Source organism: Candidatus Flexifilum breve (genome assembly GCF_016713355.1).
Genome location: NZ_JADJPI010000043.1, coordinates 15,704 through 35,126 on the forward strand (window position 1 = coordinate 15,704; position 19,423 = coordinate 35,126).

Below are 19,423 nucleotides of genomic sequence, written 5' to 3' on the forward strand. Positions count from 1 at the left end.
CTTTCCTATCGCAGAACGATGCACCGGCCAAAGCGTTCCGGCACCGGGAAGATCGTGTTACCACTGGCGAGTACAACCTTCAATTCAAAGCGCAGTTCACGGTACGGCGTGCTGCCGCGCGGTTCTGGCAGCAGCAGCGTTTGCGCCTTCGTCGGCTCAAAGCGCAGCCGCTTCGTGCTGAGCACACTGCCCGTGACCGTCAGCCCGTTGATCGGCGCGCCGCTCGGCTCGACGAAGGTCATCTGGATCACGCTCGCACTCGTGAAATCGTAGGCGCTGTCGTCGAACGCGAAGTCGAGCGACAGGCCGTCGTCGGCCTTGTGATCCCCGCCACGCGTCACCATGATCTCGCGCCCGTCGTCGCTCACGCCGACCATCCGCCGTACCCATCCGCTTCCGATCAGGTCAGTCTTATCCTGAATCGCGTCCAGTCGTTCGCTGTGCGCATCCATCTCTTCGCGGATTTCTTCCGCCGTCGCGCCGCCGCCCGTCCACGCCGCATCGCCCCGGTCACGGATCGCCTCGGTACTGTCGGTCGCCGGGTCAAACGTGCCACCCACGTCGGAAGGTGTGCTCGCCGCTTTCGAGAGCAGTGCCTTGAAGAAGCCGAGCACCGTGTTCACGCCCGTTCCGGTGAACGCGCCGATCCGGTTCATGAGCGTTGTGATGCTCGTCACCCACGCCTGCCCGATGTCCACTTCCACCAGCCAGATCGGGTAATCGACGCTCGCATCAAGACACTGAAACACGAGCGTATACTTTCCCGCTCCTTGCAGTGTCGTTTCTGCTCCTTGCAGGGTGTACCCGTAGCTCTGCGCCGATGTGCCATTTGCGCTCACGGCTGTACTCGACGGCGTAAAGGCTGCACCGTTCCGGGCTGCACTCAGCAGGGTAGGCGGGGTCCCGAAATTGTTGACGGGCGAACCTCCGGTCGCAAACGTGACCGGGATATACAGGTCAACGCCGAGCGCTTCAGTCGTCACGGTTTCGCCTCCAGCTCCTTGAGCAGTTCGATCTGCGCGTCGTAACGCGCATCCTCAATGCGATAAGCGTCTTGCACCTGCTGCCCTTCGGTCTGAATCTGTTGCAAACGGGTCTGAAGACGTGCCGCCTCATCATTCAATTCGCCGAGGCGTTTACTTGTGCGATAATGTGCTGACTGTTTCTGCTGTTCAAGTTGTTCAATGGTTGGAATAGACATTATTTCTCCTTACGCCGCCACTGTTTGCTTTGTGACCCACGAACCAACTACACGTCTCTGAATTACCAAATCATTGCCGCTGCGCACGATCTCGCCATGCGTTATCAGCAGTCTCATCACCGAAATTTAGCGCCGATGCCGCTTCTACACGCAAGCCCGCATCATTTACTCGAAGTCGTTCTGTACCATAGCCAGTAAACCCGCTGCCGCCATCCGACCACGCAGCAGCGGCCTTCGTATTTATCCGCAATTCTGGCGCTGAAATAGCCAGCGCCGGATACGGACCGGAGGCATAGAGTAGAGCTTGAATATCAACACGGCCAGAATTGGCGACGACGGTCAGGGCGGGATCAGCCGCTCCGTAGGACGACGACCCTAGCCAAGCAATATTCGCCGCAATGGCAGGGGCAGTAAATGTAGACCCCGCTTTAATGTTTGCGGCGTAGTTGTCGAAGATAATGCCTTTGCCAAGTGTCCACCCCGGCCCGGTACCAGCTAGTTCCATCGAGGCGTAACCGCCCTCGTTCGGGTTGTATCGTTTGAGGGTGATACCCCCAGCCGTGCCTGTTGGCGCGGGATGCCAAGCCGTCAATGTCGTAAACGAGCCAGCGGCCCTCGTTGTGGCGCCAATGACAGTCCCGTCAATCGTACCGCCACTGACGACAGGTGTATTCAGCGTTGGGCTTGTCAGTGTCTTATTGGTTAGGGTCTGAGTGGCCGCTTGCGTGACGAGAGTCCCTGTTGCGTTCGGAAACGTGATAACACGATCTGCTGTGAACCCTGATGTATCGATGATTGCAGCAAAGCCCGTCGCATGCCGCCATGCAAGACGGTTGCTCACATCGGCATACAGGCGCAGGGCGCTGGTCGGTGTACTGGGTGCGCTCGCCTGATTCGGGATTTCGGCATATCCAGCGCCACTCGCACCGTTTAGAGTCAATGCATTGCCAACAATCGCCGTAAACGCTCCGGTGGACGGTGTGCCCCCGCCAATCGGCGGAGGGGTAGTGAGTGCTGAGGTCAAATCCGCCGACAGGATCGCGCCAACGGTGAGAGCTGCACCCGCGCTCGATTGCTTGACAAATTGGTTCGAACCACCCGTCGCGCTGAGATCGGCGTTCGTTCCGCCGCGCGCCAGTGCGAGCTGCCCAGCGGCGATTATTGCCGCAGACAAGTCGGGGATAAACCCAGCCGCGATCTTGCCCGTGCCGTCCGCCTTCGGGATCTTGTACGCCCCCGCTGTTTGACTGATAGGATACAGTGGAACGCCCATGCTAGTTTCCTCTCAATACCTCAAGTAGTGCTTCATATTCCGTCGCCGTCATCAAAATCGCTGCACAGGGGTGTGTGCCGTAGTGCTGGCCATTCGCATCGGCGGAGGGCGTCGGATTAGTGAAGGGTAGCGCGTAGTACACATTCGGTGTCTGCTCTGACCAGAACACATCGAACCAGCGCTCGCTGCCGTCCGCCATCGTAAAGGTCAGCGTGAGCAGCGGCATGACGTCATTCGTCCACGCGAACCCGCCATTCTCGTAGCCAACCCAAAACGAGCGTTCCGTATTGATGTTGAGTACCGCTTGAATCGCTTGCTCGTCGAGCCGATAGTCCGTCCACGTCTCCGTGTCATACCCCATCCCGGAGATCGGCACGCCGAAAGCCGGACAGACGACAGCCAACGGCGCAGAGAGCTGCCCCAGCAGCGCGAACAACGCGATCAGTTTCATTGCCTACTCTCGGAATCAAAAGCCGCGCTTTCGGCGGCTTCAGTTTGTCGTAAATCGGGGTGTTACTTGCCTAGCTTTCGGCGCTGATCTCCCAACGACCGGGAAACACGCGCAGACCCCACACTGGCAGCCCGGCGCGTACATCGGGCACGCTGTAATAGCCGTCGCTTTCGGTGTAGTGCTGGCGGTACACTTCATCTGCGCTGGCATCCCACACGGGTGTGTAGAACTCCCGATAACGTCGAGTGTCCCCGTTGATCAGCTCGGGGACCCCCACGCTCAGCCAAACATTGCTGGTCGAGTCAAAAGTTTCCCACTGCCCATCGATGTCTGCTTGCAGCAGCCCATGCCAGCCACCATCGACAATGATGTTTTGCCAGCGAAGTCCTAAAGCCGTGTAGATGTAGCTCTGTGCCAATGCATACAGTCCGCAGTGCGCCGCTTTAGCATTCAGAAAGTCGAGCAGCGTGTACGGTTCCCAATCCGGCGGCGCGACATTGTACGGCTGTGCCTGGTGAACGATGTACATCCCAAACAGGCCGCGCAGACGTGCATCGTTGGTCTCGTTGAAGGCCGTCGCCAGCTGATCGGCATAAGCCTTGTAGTAGTCAGCGACTGCGGCAGTAGCTTGGTCGTGAGTAGCGGCGGCGCCGACAATGTCGCGCAGGCTGGCAACGGGTAGCGGTGGCTCACCGCTCATCAGCTGCCCGTCGAAGACCACGTTAGCCCACGTCTTAGCTGCACCTGGCTGAACAGCTTTCATCGTGAGCAGACCAAGCGCGAATCCGCACAGGAGCGTGATCGGCATCAACTGAAAGATGAAGCGGCGCACTTTCCGTGTCACGTTCTATCCTCTGTCTGCTATTACACTGCATAATAGCACAGTCTATTAATACTGCAAATTAGGCGGTTCGGCGCATCCAATCGCTTTGCAGATAGATATTTCCGCCGTTCTGCTGAGTAAAAACCGTTAGCCCGATCTGATCGGCACTGGCTAAAAATGCTGCGCGAGTGAAGCTGGTAAGCTGTGTCCAATTCACACCATCAATTGACCACTTTAAGGCGACGTTCGTGTTGTCATCGACCAGTTGTAAATAGAATGAGCCGAAGGTTTGACGCGCCAGTTGGAAACTTGCAACCGTCGCACTGAACACCGTTGGGCTCGTCCAGCGGTCACAAAGCATCAGTAGAACGTTACTTCCCGCATTCCATGCAAAACTAAACATCTCAATGCGCCCGGTTGTGCTGTCGCGACGGGCAATTCCGATGTTGTAGTTATTCGCCCCACTCCACGCGGGTGTGCTCGACCACCCAGTGATCTGCGCTTCCCAAGTCGACTGACCGGGATAGGTACGGAATATCCCACGAATGTTCCCCGTCGATGTACTTGGAACAGTAAGCAACAGTCGTGACTTTGCTACCGCCGCGGACGCGCTGCCCTGATTCACCCATGACCATGATCCGCCAAGCGACGAACCGGCAAATTCATCGTCTGCTGCGTTTGGCGATGCGGGTTCCATGTCGGAGTGGAATTCCCACGCCGGGATCGCTTTCTCTGCCGTGTTGGTGCTGTCATACCCATAGGTAATGTACTTGCCTGTTGACGGTGCCGATCCTGTAGTCGAGTCGTCAACGTACTGCACGACCTTCCCACTGGCTGACTTGAAGAGTTTGACCGTCTTGTCGCCGCTTAGGATCATGTCTGCTGCGCCGTATAGGATGATTTTGTCGGTCGCACCCGCGTCATTGTGCTTCACGGTGATCGTGTCGCCCGCGTCCGCGCGCAGAATGACCTCATCCCCGGCACTCAATCCCGACACTTCGATCAGGTCGTCCGCCGTTCCACTTTCGGCGGCGATAATCAGGTGTCGGTCGCTGCCAGCAGTAGCGACCCCTGACGCCAGTGTCTTGACAATCCCGGCGCCAAATGCCGGTAGTGTGCTGGAAGAAGCACTGCCGCCAGCACCCACGTCCGCGAGATTCGTGCCATCCCAGAACAGCGCTAGTGTCTTATCACCAGAAAGTGAGAAGTCCGCGCCGCCATTCAGCTTGATGTTTCCTGTGTTGTGCTTGACGGCGATGGTGTCGCCTGTATCCGCTTGCAGCAGAATGATGCGCGGCGCGCCTATCACCGTCGCCGTATCGAGATCGTCTGCGGTGCCGGTCTGCGCGGCGATCGTGATGAAACACGTCGTCGCCGGGGCGGTGACCACGCCACTGGCAATGGTCAGCAGCGTCGCTGTCGTGCTCGTCAAATGCCGGAAGGCCCAGCTCCCGTCACCGAGCAGGACACGGTCGTTGTCCGTCGCGGCAGGCGCAGGTACAAGTCCCGCCACGCCTGCATCGACCCCATCCGCACCAACCATCGCGGACTTCAACCAGTTGAGCGGGACGATCTTCGCCGGGTTCACTTCCGCGTCCCCATTTTTGAGTTCGACCGCGCCGCGCCAGTCGATGTGTGGGTTGGCAGTCACCACCACCAGAATATCGCTAACCGCCTGCGCGGTCGGCGCGCCGTTTGCTATGAGTGTATAGGCTGTCGCGTGATCAGCGGTGAGCGCGTAGGTCACCGCATTGGTCACCCGGTTCACGCCGACGACCGCCAGTGACTTCATGCCGCTCGTGGCGGTGGGGACAAGCAGAGACGCGGCCGTGTCCGCGTAGTACCCGCCTTCATGCCAGTACGAGCCAATTCGCACGCGCAGGCCGCCGCTCGCGTCGGCGAACACGCCGCCCGGCACCAGATCGCGCGCTGAAATCGGCGTCGACATCGCGGCAGGGAGTCGTGGCACATTGTACGCCGCCGCATTCTGGATGGGGCTGCGCTCGAGGTCAACCTCGACGACCACATCCTTGCCGTACAGCCGGTCGAAGGCGACGATCACGTCAATACCCGGCTCGCTGCGAATTTTGCTGAGCATCGGTACAGCCGTCCGGTCATCACCCAGGCGCACCCAGATGTAATTATTCGCTAATCCCTGCGCCGCATCGGGGATCAGATCGCCGTTGTCATCCAGTTTGCCAGTGACGGCATTCGTGCGCCAGTTCGTGTAGCGGATACTGGAAAAGATGGTGGCGAACACTTCTTTGATGTACAGGAGGTCGAACATGCACACCCGGAAGATGTTAAGGATCATTGCCGACCGCTGGGCTGCTGAAGTCAGACAGGTTGCCACTTAGGTCTTTAAGCGTCGGCGTGGCCGAGTTTAGGTTGCGTGCAGCCAGCGCGCCGTTATTGCCCCACAGCCACGCTGTGTTCGGATCGTCTCCGGCAAACGCGCAGCGCTGATAGGGAACACCGTTGCCGCGCTCACAAGTGCCGTCCAACTTAACCCCGCGTTACGCGAGCCACACGCCGTATTTAACCGTCCCGGTATCCCGGTTCGATCCCGCCACAAGCACGCTGTTTTTGTCGAGATCGCACGACTTCACGCCGAACTGGCTGATCGGACCGTAGCCTTCCGAACCATCGCTCGGAGAGATATTCGTGCGCACGCCGCCCACTGTGCGATGCAGGCGGTACGCAGTATAGCTACCACCGCTTACTGGCCCACCGTGATACGTCAAACTCTCATCCTGAAACGGACAGTGAATATCTTCCGCGAGAATCAGGTGCGTGTTGCCGTCAAAGTCTCCCCATGTCGCGCCGTAGTCGTTACTAACCTTTAGGCGTCCATTGGTCGTGCTGCCCGATCCGGTGAAGGCGGAAATCAGCACCTTTCCCGGCGTCCCAGCGAACACATACACACCCGGTCGCGTTCCGTCACCGCTTCCACCGACCCACGCGCCGCCGATGTCCTGCGTCCGACTCCAGATCGTACCGCCGTTCATCGTCCAGTCCCAATCCACCCGCCCATCATCCTGATGCGACGCGCAGCCGAAGAATCCATTGACACCCCGCTCTGATTGTAGGGAGCGCAGCGTTGATGCGTAGCGGAATGAATATTCATTATTGAGCGCGCGGCTGCCTGATCCGATGCTCGTCACCTTGTATGCTTTCGTTGACGTGATGAGCACCATTCGCGAAGTCGAACGCATCGACAATGTACATGACCGCCGTACCCGCCATGCCCAACCCGGCAAGCGATACGCGTGACCAGACGGGCAGCGTCGGGCGCGTGTCCGCGAGATACAAGTAGCCGTTGCTGTCGATGAAACCGAGGTTATGCGTCCCCGAACCGAGGATGAAGTCATCGCCCGGTAGTTGCACGGACGGCACATCGATATAGGGCAAATCCGGCAGCGACGACACGAGCGCCTCCGCCGGGTCTTCGACGCCGCCTTCGGCATACGTCGCCGCGCGCAGTGTCAGCACTACTCGCGCTGTACCCTGCCGCACCTGCACCTCGACCGTCGTCACGATGAACAAGAATTCACGCAGATCAATCCCACGCGGATTGGTCGTTTCGTCGAGATCAAGCCGCACATACTCCCGGTAGAACTGGAAGATCCCGCGATAGCTGCCCGGCAGCGTCACTTTCACTTCCGGCGCGTGGAACTGCTCGCCGTCCGCATTCGTGTAAATTCGGTCTTCCCATGCGCCGCGCAGCGCCGTGCGCGCCAGAAAGCTGGTCGCATCGTCGGCGATCATTCGCTCGACCGTGCTGGAGCTCGTACCCGTCCCGGGCGACGCCGCCCACTTGCCGAAGAGTGGCGTGTTCTGCGTGATATCAGTGCCCGCCGTGAAACCCCGCGTCCGGAATATTTCGACCGGACGCTCATGATCGCGCACGATCTCCACATGGAGGCCTTCCGCCGGGTCGATCAGGATGTCGTCTAGCCCCAGCGTGATCGTCTCGGTCACGCCCGCGCGGTCGCCCAGCGGCGTAAACTCCAACAATTGTTGGAGTTCTAAGCGCCCGCTGGCGTCAGCGCTCAGGCTGCCATCGCGGGCATCGGCCAGTTCGCGCACCTGTTCGAAGGGCACCTGTTTCTGAAGGAAGAAGGTCGAATACGCCGTGTCGCTGAAGCCGTCGAACGTCACATCCCAGAGTTGGAGCGCGTTGGTATAGTGGCGCAGGAGCTGGATGATCGCCCGCTTAACGGATAGACCTTCGACTTCGCTCCATGTATCTGGCGACGCTTCGCGCATCATCACCTTGCTAAAGCCGGGCAGTTCGCTCAGGCGCTGCAGCGGCGCAATGATGTCAAAGCGCAGCTCGTTTCCCTTGCCATCAATCTTGCCCGTATCCCGGCGTAGATAGCCGACGCACAGAATATGCGACCGTCCCGCTGCTTTCATGCCAATGCTCTGCGCGGCTCCGCCGATCCGTTCGTCGCACCACACGATCACCGGCGCGCGATCCGGCAGATCGGCCAGCGCCGCGTTCTCGAACAACCGCACCCCATTCAGGCCGAAGCCGCGCCCACGTTCGCCGGCCACCGTCAGTTCATCGGGGAGGTCATACGGCGGGTTGTCCGCGTCATGCACGATGATCAATACATACTGCGTCTCGCTTTTGCTGTTCGACGCATCCGTGAATGTCCGCTCGATCACGTGATAGCCCACGTCGGCTTCAATCGTTGGGCTGGCGTCCGTGTTGGTCGATCCGGCGGCGAAGCTGCACCCGCTCGGCAGCGTCGTCACATACGTCACCGTGTCCGCTGAGTCTTCATCAACGATATACGCTGCCCCGGTCAGCGGGACAGTGGCAAACGTCTCGCCTTCATCCACCCACCCTGCCCACGGACCGCCGCTCGTCCCCACCGGCGCAAGCAGACTGTTCTGATCCGTGTAGACTTCGCCGTCCGGGTCGAATGCTTCGTTCGCCGCGACCAGCCGGTCCACCAGTTGGAAGTCGTTCCACACTTCAAACGTGTCGCCCGCTTCAACCTCGATATGCCCCCGGCTGAATTCGCGGGCGGGCAGGTTGCCGCTGCTCAAGGTTCCGGCATGGCGCACGGTCAGCGTGCCCTTCGTCCCACCGCTTGGCGTCTTGATGACCACGCGCATCCCGCGCTTCACCGCCGTGTGCGCGCCGCTCGTCCCGGTCACGGCGAGGTTCAGTGCGTTCGCGGCGGCGGGCGTGCTGCTGATCGTCCCGCTCCACACCAAGGTCCCGATCAGCGGGCTCAAATACACCCGCATCCAGTGACCGTCGGCCCGCATGTCGCTTTGATTACTCGTTTGGTTTGGCATCGGTTAGACCAGCAGTCTCAGGTTGGTGAAGCGCAGCACGAGATCCATTGCGAAGCCGCGCCGGATCCGGTAATCGGTTCCCGGCTTTGGCAGCGTTAGCCAGGTATTGAAGCGCGCATACTGCTCGAGCTCGTGCTGTGGGGTGTAGATCGTGACTTGCTTGCTGGTGACGATCACGCTGCTCGTCGTCAGCTTGCTGTCGATGATGTGGTGCAGCGCCGCCAGCGGCAGCACCGGAAACACCCACTGATGGTCAATCTGGCCGTCACCGCGCACCCGCCCGCTGCCCAGACGACCCCGCACCGGAAATGTGTCTACGGGCTCGGAGATCGGCGCGATCAGTCGCCCCAAGGTATGCGGCTTGAGGTCAACCGCGACATTGTCGAGGTCAATCAGAGGGACGTCCCAATCGGAAGCCCACGCATAGAGATACGCCATTGTCACCGGCCTCCCATTTGCCCGTAGCCCGCATCATGCAGCGCCGACCGGAACGCGCCGTAGGCCACCGCTTCCGCCTGCGCTGCGTTTAGCCCATTGGCGTTGATCGTCGGGGCGTACACCATGCCACCCGTTGCGCCCTGCGTCCCGTACCCCGTGATCGGCGCGGGCAGCGGCGTCGGCGAACTAAAACTGCTCATCCCGTAGAAGTCATACGCCGCGGGCGAATTCGCCATCAAGCCTTTATTCGCCTGCTGTGCGGCCACGCTGCCCATAATTCCGCGCAGGCTGTTCACGGTATTGTTCGCCCACTGCACGGCGATGCTGTTCACGTCGCGCCAATAGTTATTCTGGATGGTGCGCAGGCCGTTCGCGCCATAGGCTGCGATATTGGCCTGCGCATTCGCCGCGTTGACCGCGTCCACCTGCGCCCGGTTGATCGCGGCGACGCGCGTGCCCGCTTCGCGCTGCAAGCCCTGTTCCAGCCGCGCCTGCTGCTCGGCATACGCTTTATCGAGACTGCGGATCTGCTTATCCCGCGCCTCTCGGCTCGACCGCAGCGCCTCGTCTTCGTTTTCGCGCTGATCTTGCAAGCGGTCAGCCGCGCTTTCCTGCGCCCGGCGCGCCGCCAGCGCGTCGCGTTCGCCGACCGAGGTGGTGTACGTGCGCGTGAAGTCGCGCAGCAGCTTCTCCCGGTCACGTGTGCCCCTCTCCTCGATGTCCGTGCGTTTCTCGGCGGCGGCATCGACGATCTCCGTGCGGCGGTCTTCGGTCTTATCTTCCAGCTCCTGTCGCTTGGCTTGCGCTTCCGCCACCGACTCGTTGTACTCGTTCGTCGCCTTCGTGACCGCTTCCCGCGCTTCCACTTCCCGCGTCAGCGCGTCGAAATGGGCATCCGTCTGCCCGGCGAGTGCCTCGGTTCTTGCCGCCGCTTCCGCCGTGGTGTCGGCGAGCGAATTGAACACCATGCGTAGGCCGTCCGCCTCAGCATTCAAGTCGGCAATCTGGGTCTGTGTTTCCTCGCTCGTGCCGCCAAACACCCCCAGCAGCTCGATTTCGCGTTCAATCTGCGTCAGCCGACTCGTCCGCTCCTCTGCTGTCATGCGGTCGGCGCTGATGACCGCGCTCGTCGTAATGTTTCCCAGTCGAGTGCGTTCTTCAGCTAACAACCGTTCAGCTTCGCGCGCATCGTTCGCGGCGAACGCCCCTTCTTCTAGCCCCTGCCGCAGACGGAAGTACAAGCCGGACGATTCGTCCAACTGCTGATTCACGCTGTCAAGCTGCTCTTGGAGCTGGTTGACGGGCGTCATACCGAGTGCGTTGAAAATGCCGCCAAAGACACCCAGACCGGCTTGCACATTGGCATTGGCGGCATCTAGTGCGCCGGTCAGCTCTGTTTGCTGATCGCGCAGCGCGATCAGTCGCCGTCGCTGCGCCGCCATTTCCTCGCGCGCCTGCTCCGCCGTCATCTGCTCCAGAGCACTGTAATACCGTTCCTGCACGGTCAGCGCGGTTCCCAGCGCCTGCTTGCTGTCTTCCAGCCCTCTTGGAACCGCCCAACGGCGATGGCCAGTGCGATCACTGCCGGTGCAGCCACCACGCTGGCCGCGCCGATCTGCACCGCCGAAGCGCCCAACGCGCTTAAGCCGCTGTCCACCGTATACAGAATCTTGCCGATGGCATCCGTCGACAAGGACCCGGATAGTTGAATCGCAGGCAGCGCGCGCACTTCCCGTCCGATGCGCCCCAACCGCCCGACGGTGCGTCCACTTCCTCCGCCACCGCCATCGCCCGTTTGTGCCGCTTCGCCGATGGTCTCCGCCACGCGCCGGATCTCACTGTCGCTGCCTTTTATCGCGGAGAGCTGTGTCGCTGCGCGTTCGAGCGCGTCCGCCCACTGGCCGGACGCCCGCGCCGCCGCGACCGCGTCGTTGGCAATCGCGTCGACTGCTGCCGCGCGCGCCATCCGTTCCAACTGCGTATTGATGCGCAGCGCCACGCCTTCGACGCCGTTTTGTGCCTTCTCCCACCCCGCCATCGCCTCGCGCGACTGCATCGAGGTCTGGATGCCGCGCCGCATGGCCTTGTCGATGTTATCGAGCCCGGTTTGGGTGCGCGCCGAATACTCGCCGAGCGACTTTGCGCCGTCGGTGACAACTTTGTCGACGCGCGCCAGTCCTTGCTCAACGCGCTTCTGGGAGGCGTCGTCATAGGTCCACCCAAAGATAATGCGGGCTTCACGTTCGGTCGGGGGCATAGGTCACATGTCCATAATTGAGGTATACGTCGGCGGCACGTCGCCCGATTGGCGGCGGCGTTCCCACAACAGCCGCGCGCGCAGCGTCAGCCACAGCTTCAGATCGTCCGTCCAAGCAGAATCCTGATCATCCCATCCACCGGCTTTTGGGAGGATACGATAGTGAACGAACAGGTTGCCCCGGTCGAACACGTAGTCCTCATCATGGTGAAAGCCGAAATCGGCGGGGATCGGCGGCGGCGCGTCATCCTCAGAAATCAGGAGTTCCATGCGCAGCAGCAATGACTGTTGCCAGTCCTGCCGCCGCGCTACGAGTTTGGGTCGGCAGCGTCTCCGAGCGGTTGGGGCCGCGTGACCGGGTCCGGATTGCGCGCGAAAATTGCGTCCATCCACTGATCGGTCAGGTCAACCTGGATGTGGTCGAGCCAGTATTCTAGCCCGGCGATCAGTTCCTCTTTCGGCGCATCCGGCGTTGGCGGTTGCCAACCGTTGCTCACGCTTTTTGTGTAGGCGACCAGCGCGCTGAACTCGCTGCGCCCGGACGGACTCAGATTTTGGTCGGCCAACTTTTGCGACACCTGCCGCGAGAGTTCGCGCCGCCGGTTCGTCGGCTCGTGCAGCGTGATGATCGTGTCCCCGTATTTGAATTCCATCGCTTCACCTTTATCTCTGTGCGCATATAAGACAAGGGGACAGCCTGCGCCGTCCCCGGGGTTACTTACGGGTTGAAGCCGATGCGGGCGATGATCTTCTGCCCCGCGGTCGGGATATGTCCGGCTTGGAAAGTGATCGTCTTCGTGCTCAGGTTCACCGTGTAGTCCGTCCCGAAGACGGCCAGCACCCCATTCACGCGCACGCGGATCTGGCTCGCGGCGTTCACAGCGGGCGCATAGGTCAGCGTGAAGTCCGTCTCGGTGCCGTCGCCGGTGAAGCGCTGCATGAAGATCGGGTAATCGTTCGTGAACGGGACGATCACACCGCCTGTCGCCCCGAAGTTCGTCTCGTCGATTGCCAACCCATCCGGCAGCATCGACGCGGGGTTAGCGGTCACGCGCATGCGATCCGTCGCCGCTTCGCGCGTGCGCATGGCCGCGCGCCCGATCGGGTACGCCTGCGTCGTCGGGATGATGTAGCCTGACCACGCCTTCACGCCGTTCACGCCCACATCTTTCTTCTTGCTCGGCGACTGCAAAATCCAGCACATATCCGGCGGATCGTATTCGTTCGGCTGGAGCACGCCGAGCGTCGTATCCCCGTCGGCGTAGGTCAGCGTCCCCTGCGCCAGTGCCTGCGTCGCCAGCTTGAAGACCGATGCTTCGAGCGTGAACGCGGGCGTCGTATCCGGCGGAAAGATGAACTGACCCTGCGTCCCATTGTCACCCGGCACATTGACCGTCGCCGGTTCGGCAATGGCCACATCCGCATTGACCATGCCTTTCATGCGCAGCATCGGACTGCCCGCCGTCGAGCCGTTCGCGGGCGCGGTCAGCGTGCCGCCTTTGAGGTAGCCATCTTCGTCGTTGACGCCGTAGAACGCTAAGTCCACCCCGGCGGCGATGAATGAATCGAATGCGCTCATCAGTAGTCCCTCTCATTGTCGATGTAGAATTCCACAACCAGGACGAATTCCGTCCCGATCTGCTGTGGCATATCGGCGATCCCGCGGTTGTCGAACACGCGCAGCCCGCGCGACAGGCGGAACTCCACCGGCTGCGGGCTGAGCTCCAGTAGTTCGGCGTCAGCGGTTTCCAACCAGTGATTCCGGCTGAAGGTATCCTCGACTGCCGGAATGTAATCGTCGAGCTTCTGCTCCGCTTCGCCTTCATCCCCGCCGCCCACATGCCCGGCGACCAGCCGCATCGTGATCGTGTAGCGGCGCATCTGCGCGTCGCTGCTCACATCTTCCAACTCATCGTCGCCTGTGCGGTTGGTGAAGTAGGGGAAGTTCTCTTGAAAGTAGAGGCTGTACGGCACGGCGTCGACCGCGCCGAAGGGGGCGAGTGCCTGCTTTTGTATCTCGCACAGGTGCGTCTTTAGCCGCCGCAGGTAGCTGGGCTCTAAAGGCAGTGTCATGCCTCGGCCTTCGGCTCTTTCGGTGGGCGACCCACCTTCGCTTCCGGCGGATTTTTCAACGCCGCGTGTGCCTCGAGCGCCTCTTTCAGCACTTCCGGCATGGCGACATACTCACTGCCATCGAGGTTCCGCAGATTGAACCCGATGCCGTTGCGCGTCACGTCAATCGTTCCGGCTCCGCTCCGCGCCCGCAGCGTGACCCCGCCCTCGTGTTCAATGCGTTCAAAAGTTTCCTGCGCCATCGTCGAAATAGCTCCCCATGATCTGTTCAACTTCTACGGGCATATCGGCGGGCAGCGTGATCACCGCCTCTTCGATGCGTGCCGTTTCGAACACGCCCTTGCGCTGATATTGAAGGGACGCCCACCGCTGCGCCGCTCGGCGGACATCCTCTTCGACATTCCACAGTTTCACTGCCGCACCCTGCGCGTGGGCTGCTGCTTCTGTTCCGCGCTGCGCGCGTAGTACTTCTAGCGTGTTCGAAGTGGTTGTCTCGACGACCCGCATCAACTCATCATCCACGCGGATGAGTTGTCCGGTCGAGAGGCGCGGTTCAAAGCCGCGCGGGTCACTGCCCTCTACCTCGGCGACGGCGAACGTCGTTGCGTTAGTCGCCAGTGCTGCCGCCTGAATGGCGTCTGCCGTCAGCCAGCCTTCCGCCGCGTACCGTTCCTTGTAGCCCCACCAGCCCGCGACCTGAATCTGCACGAGCGGGCTGCTGTACGTCCCCGGCAAACAGCCGGTGCCGTACCACGTCACCGAACTGCGGCAGGTGGAAAGCAGATAGAGCTTGGTCGCGGGCTTCACCCCATTCGTGGGATACAGGTCAACATCCGTGCCGACTGTGAGACCTGACCCGCCGATGCTCACCGCTTCCAGCTCCAGCAGATAATCGTTCAGCTTCAGCGCGTTCTGCGACGGCACGACATTCATGCGCCCGGCGACGAACGTCCGCGTTTCGTACACCGGCTCGAAGTCACGGCGGGCGTACTTCATGAGCCGCTGGCTGATCGCAGGCAGCAAGCCGAGCATATACTTCGGGTCGCGTGTGTCTTTGGCGCGGATTTCGCGCATGGCCTCGTCCAGCGTGCAGTAGAAGCTGAGAAAACCGCTCATCGCATGACCCCCGCAAACGCATCATCAACGGTAAACCACGTTTCAATGGCGGCATCCTCGACCACAACGCGCTCGTCTGAGACTACGCCCGGAACATAGACCCACCCCGTGTCGATGTGGAACGGCTGCTGCTCGTCGCCGCCAATGAAAATCGACGCCGGGTCACTGTTCGTCAGCTCCAAAAACCCGTCAAAATCGGTTGTCCGATACTCGACCTTGAAGGATTTCACATACAGGTGGGTGCGTGTGTACGGCAGGTTATTTTCCAGCCGCAGCTTGCGCATCACGAAACGCCGCTGCTTCGCGCTCTTCCAGCGCAGCGGGTAGCCCGGCTCGCCCGGCTCTTCCGTCACCTTATCCAACACGCGCCGCCGTGACTGCCGCGCCAACCGCTGGAACGCCGTGCGCGCCAACTTCGGGCGCTGCTGTGCCGCGTCCTTGTAGGCCTTGAGCACATCGGTCGGCGGCGCAATTTCAATTCCGCCGAACATCGCATCCCTCACTTACATACGCGCTCAAGGAAAATCGCGCCGCCGCTCAAGGCCAACGCAACGAGCAGGTACGGCAGCCCGATCAGCGGCGTGAGCGCCGCTGCGACCGCCAGCCCCACCCAAATGGAACAGCACCACAGGCACGTCAGCCCCTGCGCGATCTCGTGCAGTACTGCATCTACCCGCGCCGATCGGGTGACCGGGTTGAGCAGCACTTCGCCGCCTTCCCACGCTACCGATCCGTCTGGATGATGATGGACGCCGACGAGCTGTCGCAGCCGCACGCCGATGGCGAACGGCCCGCGCTCCTGTCCAGCCAACAGCGCGAGTCGCCACGTTGCCAGCACGCCGACGAGCAAGGCGAGCATTATTCCGCCTCGGTTTCCGGCAGCCCCGCCTCGCGCAGCTTGCGGATCACATCGTCCTTGCGGTCATCGGATGTGAGTTCGACCTCATGCGCGGCGGCGTACTCGCGCAGCGCGGGGACTGTCCATCCGGCACTCCACGCTTCAACCGTCGAAGCCTCGCCCCCCTCCGTCGGCAGCTTGGGAGGTGGCACTTCGTCTTCGGTCTGGGCTTCGCTCGGCGCATCAAACCAGTCGGCGTAGCGCACATCGCTTTTCAGCCACTGCGCCACGCCGCCCGGAACTTCCACCTCGCGCTTGGCGATCACCAGCCGCCGTTCCACGCCGTAGCGGCTTACCAGCGCCATCGGCAGGATCACCGTCTGCGGCAGCGCGATCATCGCTTTGACGTTCAAACTCGTGCTTTCGCTCATGCTCTCGTCCTCGCTGTAGGTAACGACCTGCCGAGCGGCGGTGCGTACCGCCGCTCGGTTAGTTTCCTCACACTTACACATGGCGGGTTACGGCGCGGCGACCGTGAACTTGCGCACCGTGCTCCACGCACCCGGCCCGTCGATGTCCACCGCGCGCACGCGCCACCAGTAGTCGTCGAGCGCCAACGCCGCGGGCGTGTAGGTCGTCCCGGTCTGGTTCGCCTCGCGCACCACTTCGGTCATGCCGACGTTCGTGCTCACCTGCACGTCATAGCTGATCGCGCCCGTCACCGCGCCCCACACCAGATCCGGCGTGGTATCCGTCGTCGAAGCGTTGTTCGCCGGCGAAGACTGCGTCGGCGCGCCCAGCGCCGTATCATTCACGGCGACGCTGTTCACCGTCCAATCCGACGGCGAGGTCAGACGGAGGTTGTTCACGCCGACGTTGGTGATCTTCAGCCACAGGTGCCGGTCGGTCGCCAGCATCCCCGCCTTCAGCATGATCGACGCGCGCACGCAGATCGGGCTGACCTTCGAGAAGTCCCAGTGAATGGTCGAGGCTTCGAAGCGGTTCACGATCTTCTCGCGCGTCATGCCGAGAAGCGGCTCAGTGTCGCCGGGCATCCGCCCTTGCCCGCTGCCATACAGCGCCTGACCCAGCGGGTTCAGCGCGCGCAGCACATTGACGATGTTGTCCAGCACCAACCCGTAGGTCGGCACGCCGCCCAGTTCGCGCGGCCCAAAGCGCAGCGTGTTCGCGCCGGTGTAGGCCGTCTCCAGCACCGGGAATGTCAGGCCGTAGCCAAACAGTTCCGCGATCTTCCCCGATACCAGGCGCTCATACCGCGCGATCAGATCGTCGCTCATGAACGTGCTGGCGTTGCACAGTTGAATGCACGAGAGTGCCTTCAACACGGCCATACGCCAGCCGCTCGGCGCGTGCATTTCCCACGCCACCTGCTGACCGCGTCCGTAGTTCGCCTGCGCCGCTTCCGCGTACATGGCGAGGAAATCGGCGAGCGTCCATCCGGCGGGCACATCGAACGACTGCCCCCACAGCGTGACAGTTGTCGCGACCGTCACATCATCCGGGCTGGCCGTCCCGCTGCCGTCACCACCCGTCAGCGTATCCCAGTTGACCGCGTTGCCCGCGTTCAGCGTCGAGTCGCAGGCATCGCTGCCGTTGACCCACCCGTTGTCAATCTGGTTGTACAGCCCGTCGAACTGGTTGACGTTGCTGTAGTCGCCGAGCAGCGCGCTGTGCGTGAAAGTCAGGCCGAGCGTCTCGCGCAGCAGCGCGGTCGCAAACCGTACGATGTTCAGCGTGTACGGATTACCCGCCACCAGCGTCCCATCCGCGTTGAAAATCTGGCCGAGCCGATCGAGCTGCAGATTGGCGACCGTGCAGTAGGCGGTCACGAGCTGGGCCCAGTTGATTTGCTCGCTCTCCAGCCCGATCACCTTCATGTACGGCGCAATCCAGTTGCAGCCGCCCAGCGCGACGGACACAATCGGGAACCGGCAGGCATCCGCCGCGTTCGTGGTCGTGTCCACGTTGATGACCTGCGAGTCAATCGCCGGGGCAATCGTCCCGTCCGCCCAGTTGCCAACGAACGTCGGCATGTTCTGCACGACTTCGTCCGGCTGGCGATAGCGCCGCAAATCCATGATCGGAAAGCGGCAGGTCTGAAACAGAATCGGCGCGCTGGCATTCGCCAGTGCCACGCCATCGAGCGTGATCGGCATTGTGTCTTCTCCTCAGTTGCTGATCGTGTCGTCTTACTAAAGTGGCCGGGTCCCGCTCTCAGCGCAGCGTCTGCTGCCGTTCCAGAATTGCGGCCAGCGTCGCCCCTTCCGGATCGGCATCGAAATCCAGTGCCTGCGCGCCGCTGCGCCCGCTGATCGCCCCGGGCGTCTGATTGACCAGCGCCTGCGGCGGCAGCCCCGCACCAAACACGCGGCTGCCATTCGTGCGCGGCACGCTCAACCCGACGACCGGTTCGCCGTCGATGCGCCGCACAGCGCCGAGCAGTCGCTCGATGTTGCGCGTGTTGAGCACCGTCAGCTTAGTCAGCTTGTCGAATTTCGCTGCCAGTTCGTCGTACTGCTGCTGCAGCGCGCGGAATTCTTCCGCCGGGACGGTTTCGTCCGTCGCTTCTGCCTGCTCCGGCGCAGCGGTCTGCTCGTCGATGTGCTCGCTCGTCGCTTCCGCCGCCGCGACCGCTTCGTCGAGTTCGTCCTTCTCAGCATCTTCGACCGGATCCGGCGTGGTCACCACCGCGCCGTCTTCTTCCGCGATCGGCTTGCTGTCAAACTGGCGCGTCCGTGCGCCGATTCCCCTCGCCATGCTGTTGTATCCCCTCGCATGCAAATACCGTTCCATCACTTGGTGCACCTTGTCCGGCACACGGTCGACCGGGATATCGAACTCCTCCCGCCATCGGTCGAGCAAATCGAATACCTCGTCAGCGTAGGCATTCGCCGTCCCCGCAAACATCGCCGCGAACACCCGCGACTCGAACAGGCCGTCATGCGTCAGCGCGCCCTCGTTCACCACGTCAACATAGTAGAAGGCGAGCGGACGAATCACCGGGAGCGGCGTGAGCGCCTCGAACGGCCGCCCAGTGACGGGATCAATCTCCACTTCCGGCTCATCATCTTTGTGATCGGTGTAGTGCCGTGGGTTGTGATACGTGACCTCGCGTCCGTTCGGCATCGTCCACACCAGCTCGGCATTAATGACCGCCGACTCCGCCAGTTCGGCGGGGTGCTTCTCCGCCACGTCGAGGATGTATTCCAGCGGATCGCGGCTGAAGACCGGGCTAATCCGCGCTGACTCTAAGAGGTGCATGTCATGGCGCAGACCGCCGCCGCTGACATAGAAGTTTTTGGCGAGCGCGATCTTCTTGCCCGCCGCATTCTCGCTCGCGCCGGGATGCCCAAAGCGCATCCGCAGACCGCGCGTCTGCGCGTTTCCCAGTGCCGCCATTGCTTCCAGCGTTTTGAGGTCGGCTTGGCACTCATGCCCAATCGCCTCAACGCCCGCTTGCATGGCGATCACATCGCGGATGACAAGATTTTCCCGATCCACCCGCAGGTCTTGGTTGATATACAGCGTCGGCGCGCTGCGCAGTTTGAGAGTCTTACCGCTCACAGTTCCCCCGTTCAATTGCGCGAAAATTCCGCTGGAGCTATATTGAATAAAG

23 protein-coding genes are annotated in these 19,423 nt (G+C 61.6%); all 23 read right to left on the bottom strand.

All coding sequences use genetic code 11. The annotated features are described in order from the left end of the window. Nucleotides 1-5: 5 nt before the first annotated feature. Nucleotides 6-983, bottom strand: a complete 978-nt coding sequence (locus IPK17_RS39065) for a hypothetical protein (protein WP_343423170.1) — start codon at nucleotides 981-983, stop codon at nucleotides 6-8. Further along, nucleotides 980-1,201, bottom strand: coding sequence for a hypothetical protein (locus tag IPK17_RS39070; RefSeq protein WP_343423171.1), 222 nt, complete (start codon nucleotides 1,199-1,201; stop codon nucleotides 980-982). Before IPK17_RS39070 ends, IPK17_RS39065 begins: the two co-directional genes overlap by 4 nt. Nucleotides 1,202-1,271: 70 nt before the next feature. Further along, a complete protein-coding gene (locus tag IPK17_RS39075) occupies nucleotides 1,272-2,474 on the bottom strand; it encodes a hypothetical protein (protein ID WP_343423172.1) in 1,203 nt (400 codons plus the stop codon). 1 nt (nucleotide 2,475) lies between these two features. After that, complete coding sequence (locus IPK17_RS39080) at nucleotides 2,476-2,925, bottom strand: hypothetical protein (RefSeq protein WP_343423173.1); 450 nt, start codon at nucleotides 2,923-2,925, stop codon at nucleotides 2,476-2,478. 70 nt (nucleotides 2,926-2,995) lie between these two features. Continuing rightward, entirely contained in the window at nucleotides 2,996-3,769 is a 774-nt protein-coding gene (locus IPK17_RS39085; protein ID WP_343423174.1) for a hypothetical protein, read from the bottom strand. A gap of 58 nt (nucleotides 3,770-3,827) precedes the next feature. Continuing rightward, on the bottom strand, nucleotides 3,828-6,062 hold the full coding sequence (locus IPK17_RS39090; protein WP_343423175.1) for a hypothetical protein: 2,235 nt from the start codon (nucleotides 6,060-6,062) through the stop codon (nucleotides 3,828-3,830). Further along, nucleotides 6,052-6,252: a hypothetical protein gene (locus IPK17_RS39095; RefSeq protein ID WP_343423176.1), complete on the bottom strand. Its 201-nt coding sequence runs from the start codon at nucleotides 6,250-6,252 to the stop codon at nucleotides 6,052-6,054. Before IPK17_RS39095 ends, IPK17_RS39090 begins: the two co-directional genes overlap by 11 nt. Before the next feature lie 12 nt (nucleotides 6,253-6,264). After that, the gene (locus IPK17_RS39100; RefSeq protein ID WP_343423177.1) at nucleotides 6,265-6,912 is read right to left on the bottom strand and encodes a hypothetical protein; all 648 of its coding nucleotides are present in this window, start codon (nucleotides 6,910-6,912) and stop codon (nucleotides 6,265-6,267) included. Further along, on the bottom strand, nucleotides 6,875-9,064 hold the full coding sequence (locus tag IPK17_RS39105; protein WP_343423178.1) for a hypothetical protein: 2,190 nt from the start codon (nucleotides 9,062-9,064) through the stop codon (nucleotides 6,875-6,877). The genes IPK17_RS39100 and IPK17_RS39105 overlap by 38 nt, the downstream gene beginning before the upstream one ends. 3 nt (nucleotides 9,065-9,067) lie before the next feature. Then, on the bottom strand, nucleotides 9,068-9,502 hold the full coding sequence (locus IPK17_RS39110; protein ID WP_343423179.1) for a hypothetical protein: 435 nt from the start codon (nucleotides 9,500-9,502) through the stop codon (nucleotides 9,068-9,070). Between the two features lie 2 nt (nucleotides 9,503-9,504). After that, nucleotides 9,505-11,004: a coiled-coil domain-containing protein gene (locus IPK17_RS39115; RefSeq protein ID WP_343423180.1), complete on the bottom strand. Its 1,500-nt coding sequence runs from the start codon at nucleotides 11,002-11,004 to the stop codon at nucleotides 9,505-9,507. A gap of 2 nt (nucleotides 11,005-11,006) precedes the next feature. Beyond that, nucleotides 11,007-11,759: a hypothetical protein gene (locus IPK17_RS39120; RefSeq protein WP_343423181.1), complete on the bottom strand. Its 753-nt coding sequence runs from the start codon at nucleotides 11,757-11,759 to the stop codon at nucleotides 11,007-11,009. Between the two features lie 3 nt (nucleotides 11,760-11,762). After that, a complete protein-coding gene (locus IPK17_RS39125) occupies nucleotides 11,763-12,029 on the bottom strand; it encodes a hypothetical protein (RefSeq protein WP_343423182.1) in 267 nt (88 codons plus the stop codon). 38 nt (nucleotides 12,030-12,067) lie between these two features. Continuing rightward, on the bottom strand, nucleotides 12,068-12,412 hold the full coding sequence (locus IPK17_RS39130; RefSeq protein ID WP_343423183.1) for a hypothetical protein: 345 nt from the start codon (nucleotides 12,410-12,412) through the stop codon (nucleotides 12,068-12,070). A 65-nt stretch (nucleotides 12,413-12,477) separates the two neighbouring features. Further along, on the bottom strand, nucleotides 12,478-13,338 hold the full coding sequence (locus IPK17_RS39135) for a hypothetical protein (RefSeq protein WP_343423184.1): 861 nt from the start codon (nucleotides 13,336-13,338) through the stop codon (nucleotides 12,478-12,480). Then, a complete protein-coding gene (locus IPK17_RS39140) occupies nucleotides 13,338-13,832 on the bottom strand; it encodes a hypothetical protein (RefSeq protein WP_343423185.1) in 495 nt (164 codons plus the stop codon). The genes IPK17_RS39135 and IPK17_RS39140 overlap by 1 nt, the downstream gene beginning before the upstream one ends. Then, nucleotides 13,829-14,074 carry a hypothetical protein gene (locus IPK17_RS39145; RefSeq protein WP_343423186.1) on the bottom strand — a complete coding sequence of 82 codons (246 nt, stop codon included), beginning with the start codon at nucleotides 14,072-14,074 and terminating at the stop codon, nucleotides 13,829-13,831. Before IPK17_RS39145 ends, IPK17_RS39140 begins: the two co-directional genes overlap by 4 nt. Beyond that, on the bottom strand, nucleotides 14,055-14,948 hold the full coding sequence (locus tag IPK17_RS39150) for a hypothetical protein (protein ID WP_343423187.1): 894 nt from the start codon (nucleotides 14,946-14,948) through the stop codon (nucleotides 14,055-14,057). The genes IPK17_RS39145 and IPK17_RS39150 overlap by 20 nt, the downstream gene beginning before the upstream one ends. After that, nucleotides 14,945-15,439 carry a hypothetical protein gene (locus IPK17_RS39155; protein WP_343423188.1) on the bottom strand — a complete coding sequence of 165 codons (495 nt, stop codon included), beginning with the start codon at nucleotides 15,437-15,439 and terminating at the stop codon, nucleotides 14,945-14,947. The genes IPK17_RS39150 and IPK17_RS39155 overlap by 4 nt, the downstream gene beginning before the upstream one ends. Nucleotides 15,440-15,447: 8 nt before the next feature. After that, a complete protein-coding gene (locus IPK17_RS39160; protein ID WP_343423189.1) occupies nucleotides 15,448-15,807 on the bottom strand; it encodes a DUF1360 domain-containing protein in 360 nt (119 codons plus the stop codon). Further along, entirely contained in the window at nucleotides 15,807-16,217 is a 411-nt protein-coding gene (locus tag IPK17_RS39165; RefSeq protein WP_343423190.1) for a hypothetical protein, read from the bottom strand. Before IPK17_RS39165 ends, IPK17_RS39160 begins: the two co-directional genes overlap by 1 nt. A gap of 87 nt (nucleotides 16,218-16,304) precedes the next feature. Further along, the gene (locus tag IPK17_RS39170) at nucleotides 16,305-17,963 is read right to left on the bottom strand and encodes a hypothetical protein (protein ID WP_343423191.1); all 1,659 of its coding nucleotides are present in this window, start codon (nucleotides 17,961-17,963) and stop codon (nucleotides 16,305-16,307) included. A gap of 58 nt (nucleotides 17,964-18,021) precedes the next feature. Continuing rightward, nucleotides 18,022-19,371 (bottom strand): hypothetical protein, encoded by a 1,350-nt coding sequence (locus tag IPK17_RS39175; RefSeq protein ID WP_343423192.1) that lies wholly within the window; start codon nucleotides 19,369-19,371, stop codon nucleotides 18,022-18,024. Nucleotides 19,372-19,423 lie beyond the last annotated feature (52 nt).

Bases quoted from the DNA above. Each gene is read 5' to 3' on its own strand.
- IPK17_RS39070 (WP_343423171.1), bottom strand. From the start codon at position 1,201: ATGTCTATTCCAACCATTGAACAACTTGAACAGCAGAAACAGTCAGCA.
- IPK17_RS39075 (WP_343423172.1), bottom strand. From the start codon at position 2,474: ATGGGCGTTCCACTGTATCCTATCAGTCAAACAGCGGGGGCGTACAAG.
- IPK17_RS39080 (WP_343423173.1), bottom strand. From the start codon at position 2,925: ATGAAACTGATCGCGTTGTTCGCGCTGCTGGGGCAGCTCTCTGCGCCG.
- IPK17_RS39090 (WP_343423175.1), bottom strand. From the start codon at position 6,062: ATGATCCTTAACATCTTCCGGGTGTGCATGTTCGACCTCCTGTACATC.
- IPK17_RS39105 (WP_343423178.1), bottom strand. From the start codon at position 9,064: ATGCCAAACCAAACGAGTAATCAAAGCGACATGCGGGCCGACGGTCAC.
- IPK17_RS39110 (WP_343423179.1), bottom strand. From the start codon at position 9,502: ATGGCGTATCTCTATGCGTGGGCTTCCGATTGGGACGTCCCTCTGATT.
- IPK17_RS39120 (WP_343423181.1), bottom strand. From the start codon at position 11,759: ATGCCCCCGACCGAACGTGAAGCCCGCATTATCTTTGGGTGGACCTAT.
- IPK17_RS39125 (WP_343423182.1), bottom strand. From the start codon at position 12,029: ATGGAACTCCTGATTTCTGAGGATGACGCGCCGCCGCCGATCCCCGCC.
- IPK17_RS39130 (WP_343423183.1), bottom strand. From the start codon at position 12,412: ATGGAATTCAAATACGGGGACACGATCATCACGCTGCACGAGCCGACG.
- IPK17_RS39135 (WP_343423184.1), bottom strand. From the start codon at position 13,338: ATGAGCGCATTCGATTCATTCATCGCCGCCGGGGTGGACTTAGCGTTC.
- IPK17_RS39140 (WP_343423185.1), bottom strand. From the start codon at position 13,832: ATGACACTGCCTTTAGAGCCCAGCTACCTGCGGCGGCTAAAGACGCAC.
- IPK17_RS39145 (WP_343423186.1), bottom strand. From the start codon at position 14,074: ATGGCGCAGGAAACTTTTGAACGCATTGAACACGAGGGCGGGGTCACG.
- IPK17_RS39150 (WP_343423187.1), bottom strand. From the start codon at position 14,948: ATGAGCGGTTTTCTCAGCTTCTACTGCACGCTGGACGAGGCCATGCGC.
- IPK17_RS39155 (WP_343423188.1), bottom strand. From the start codon at position 15,439: ATGTTCGGCGGAATTGAAATTGCGCCGCCGACCGATGTGCTCAAGGCC.
- IPK17_RS39160 (WP_343423189.1), bottom strand. From the start codon at position 15,807: ATGCTCGCCTTGCTCGTCGGCGTGCTGGCAACGTGGCGACTCGCGCTG.
- IPK17_RS39165 (WP_343423190.1), bottom strand. From the start codon at position 16,217: ATGAGCGAAAGCACGAGTTTGAACGTCAAAGCGATGATCGCGCTGCCG.
- IPK17_RS39170 (WP_343423191.1), bottom strand. From the start codon at position 17,963: ATGCCGATCACGCTCGATGGCGTGGCACTGGCGAATGCCAGCGCGCCG.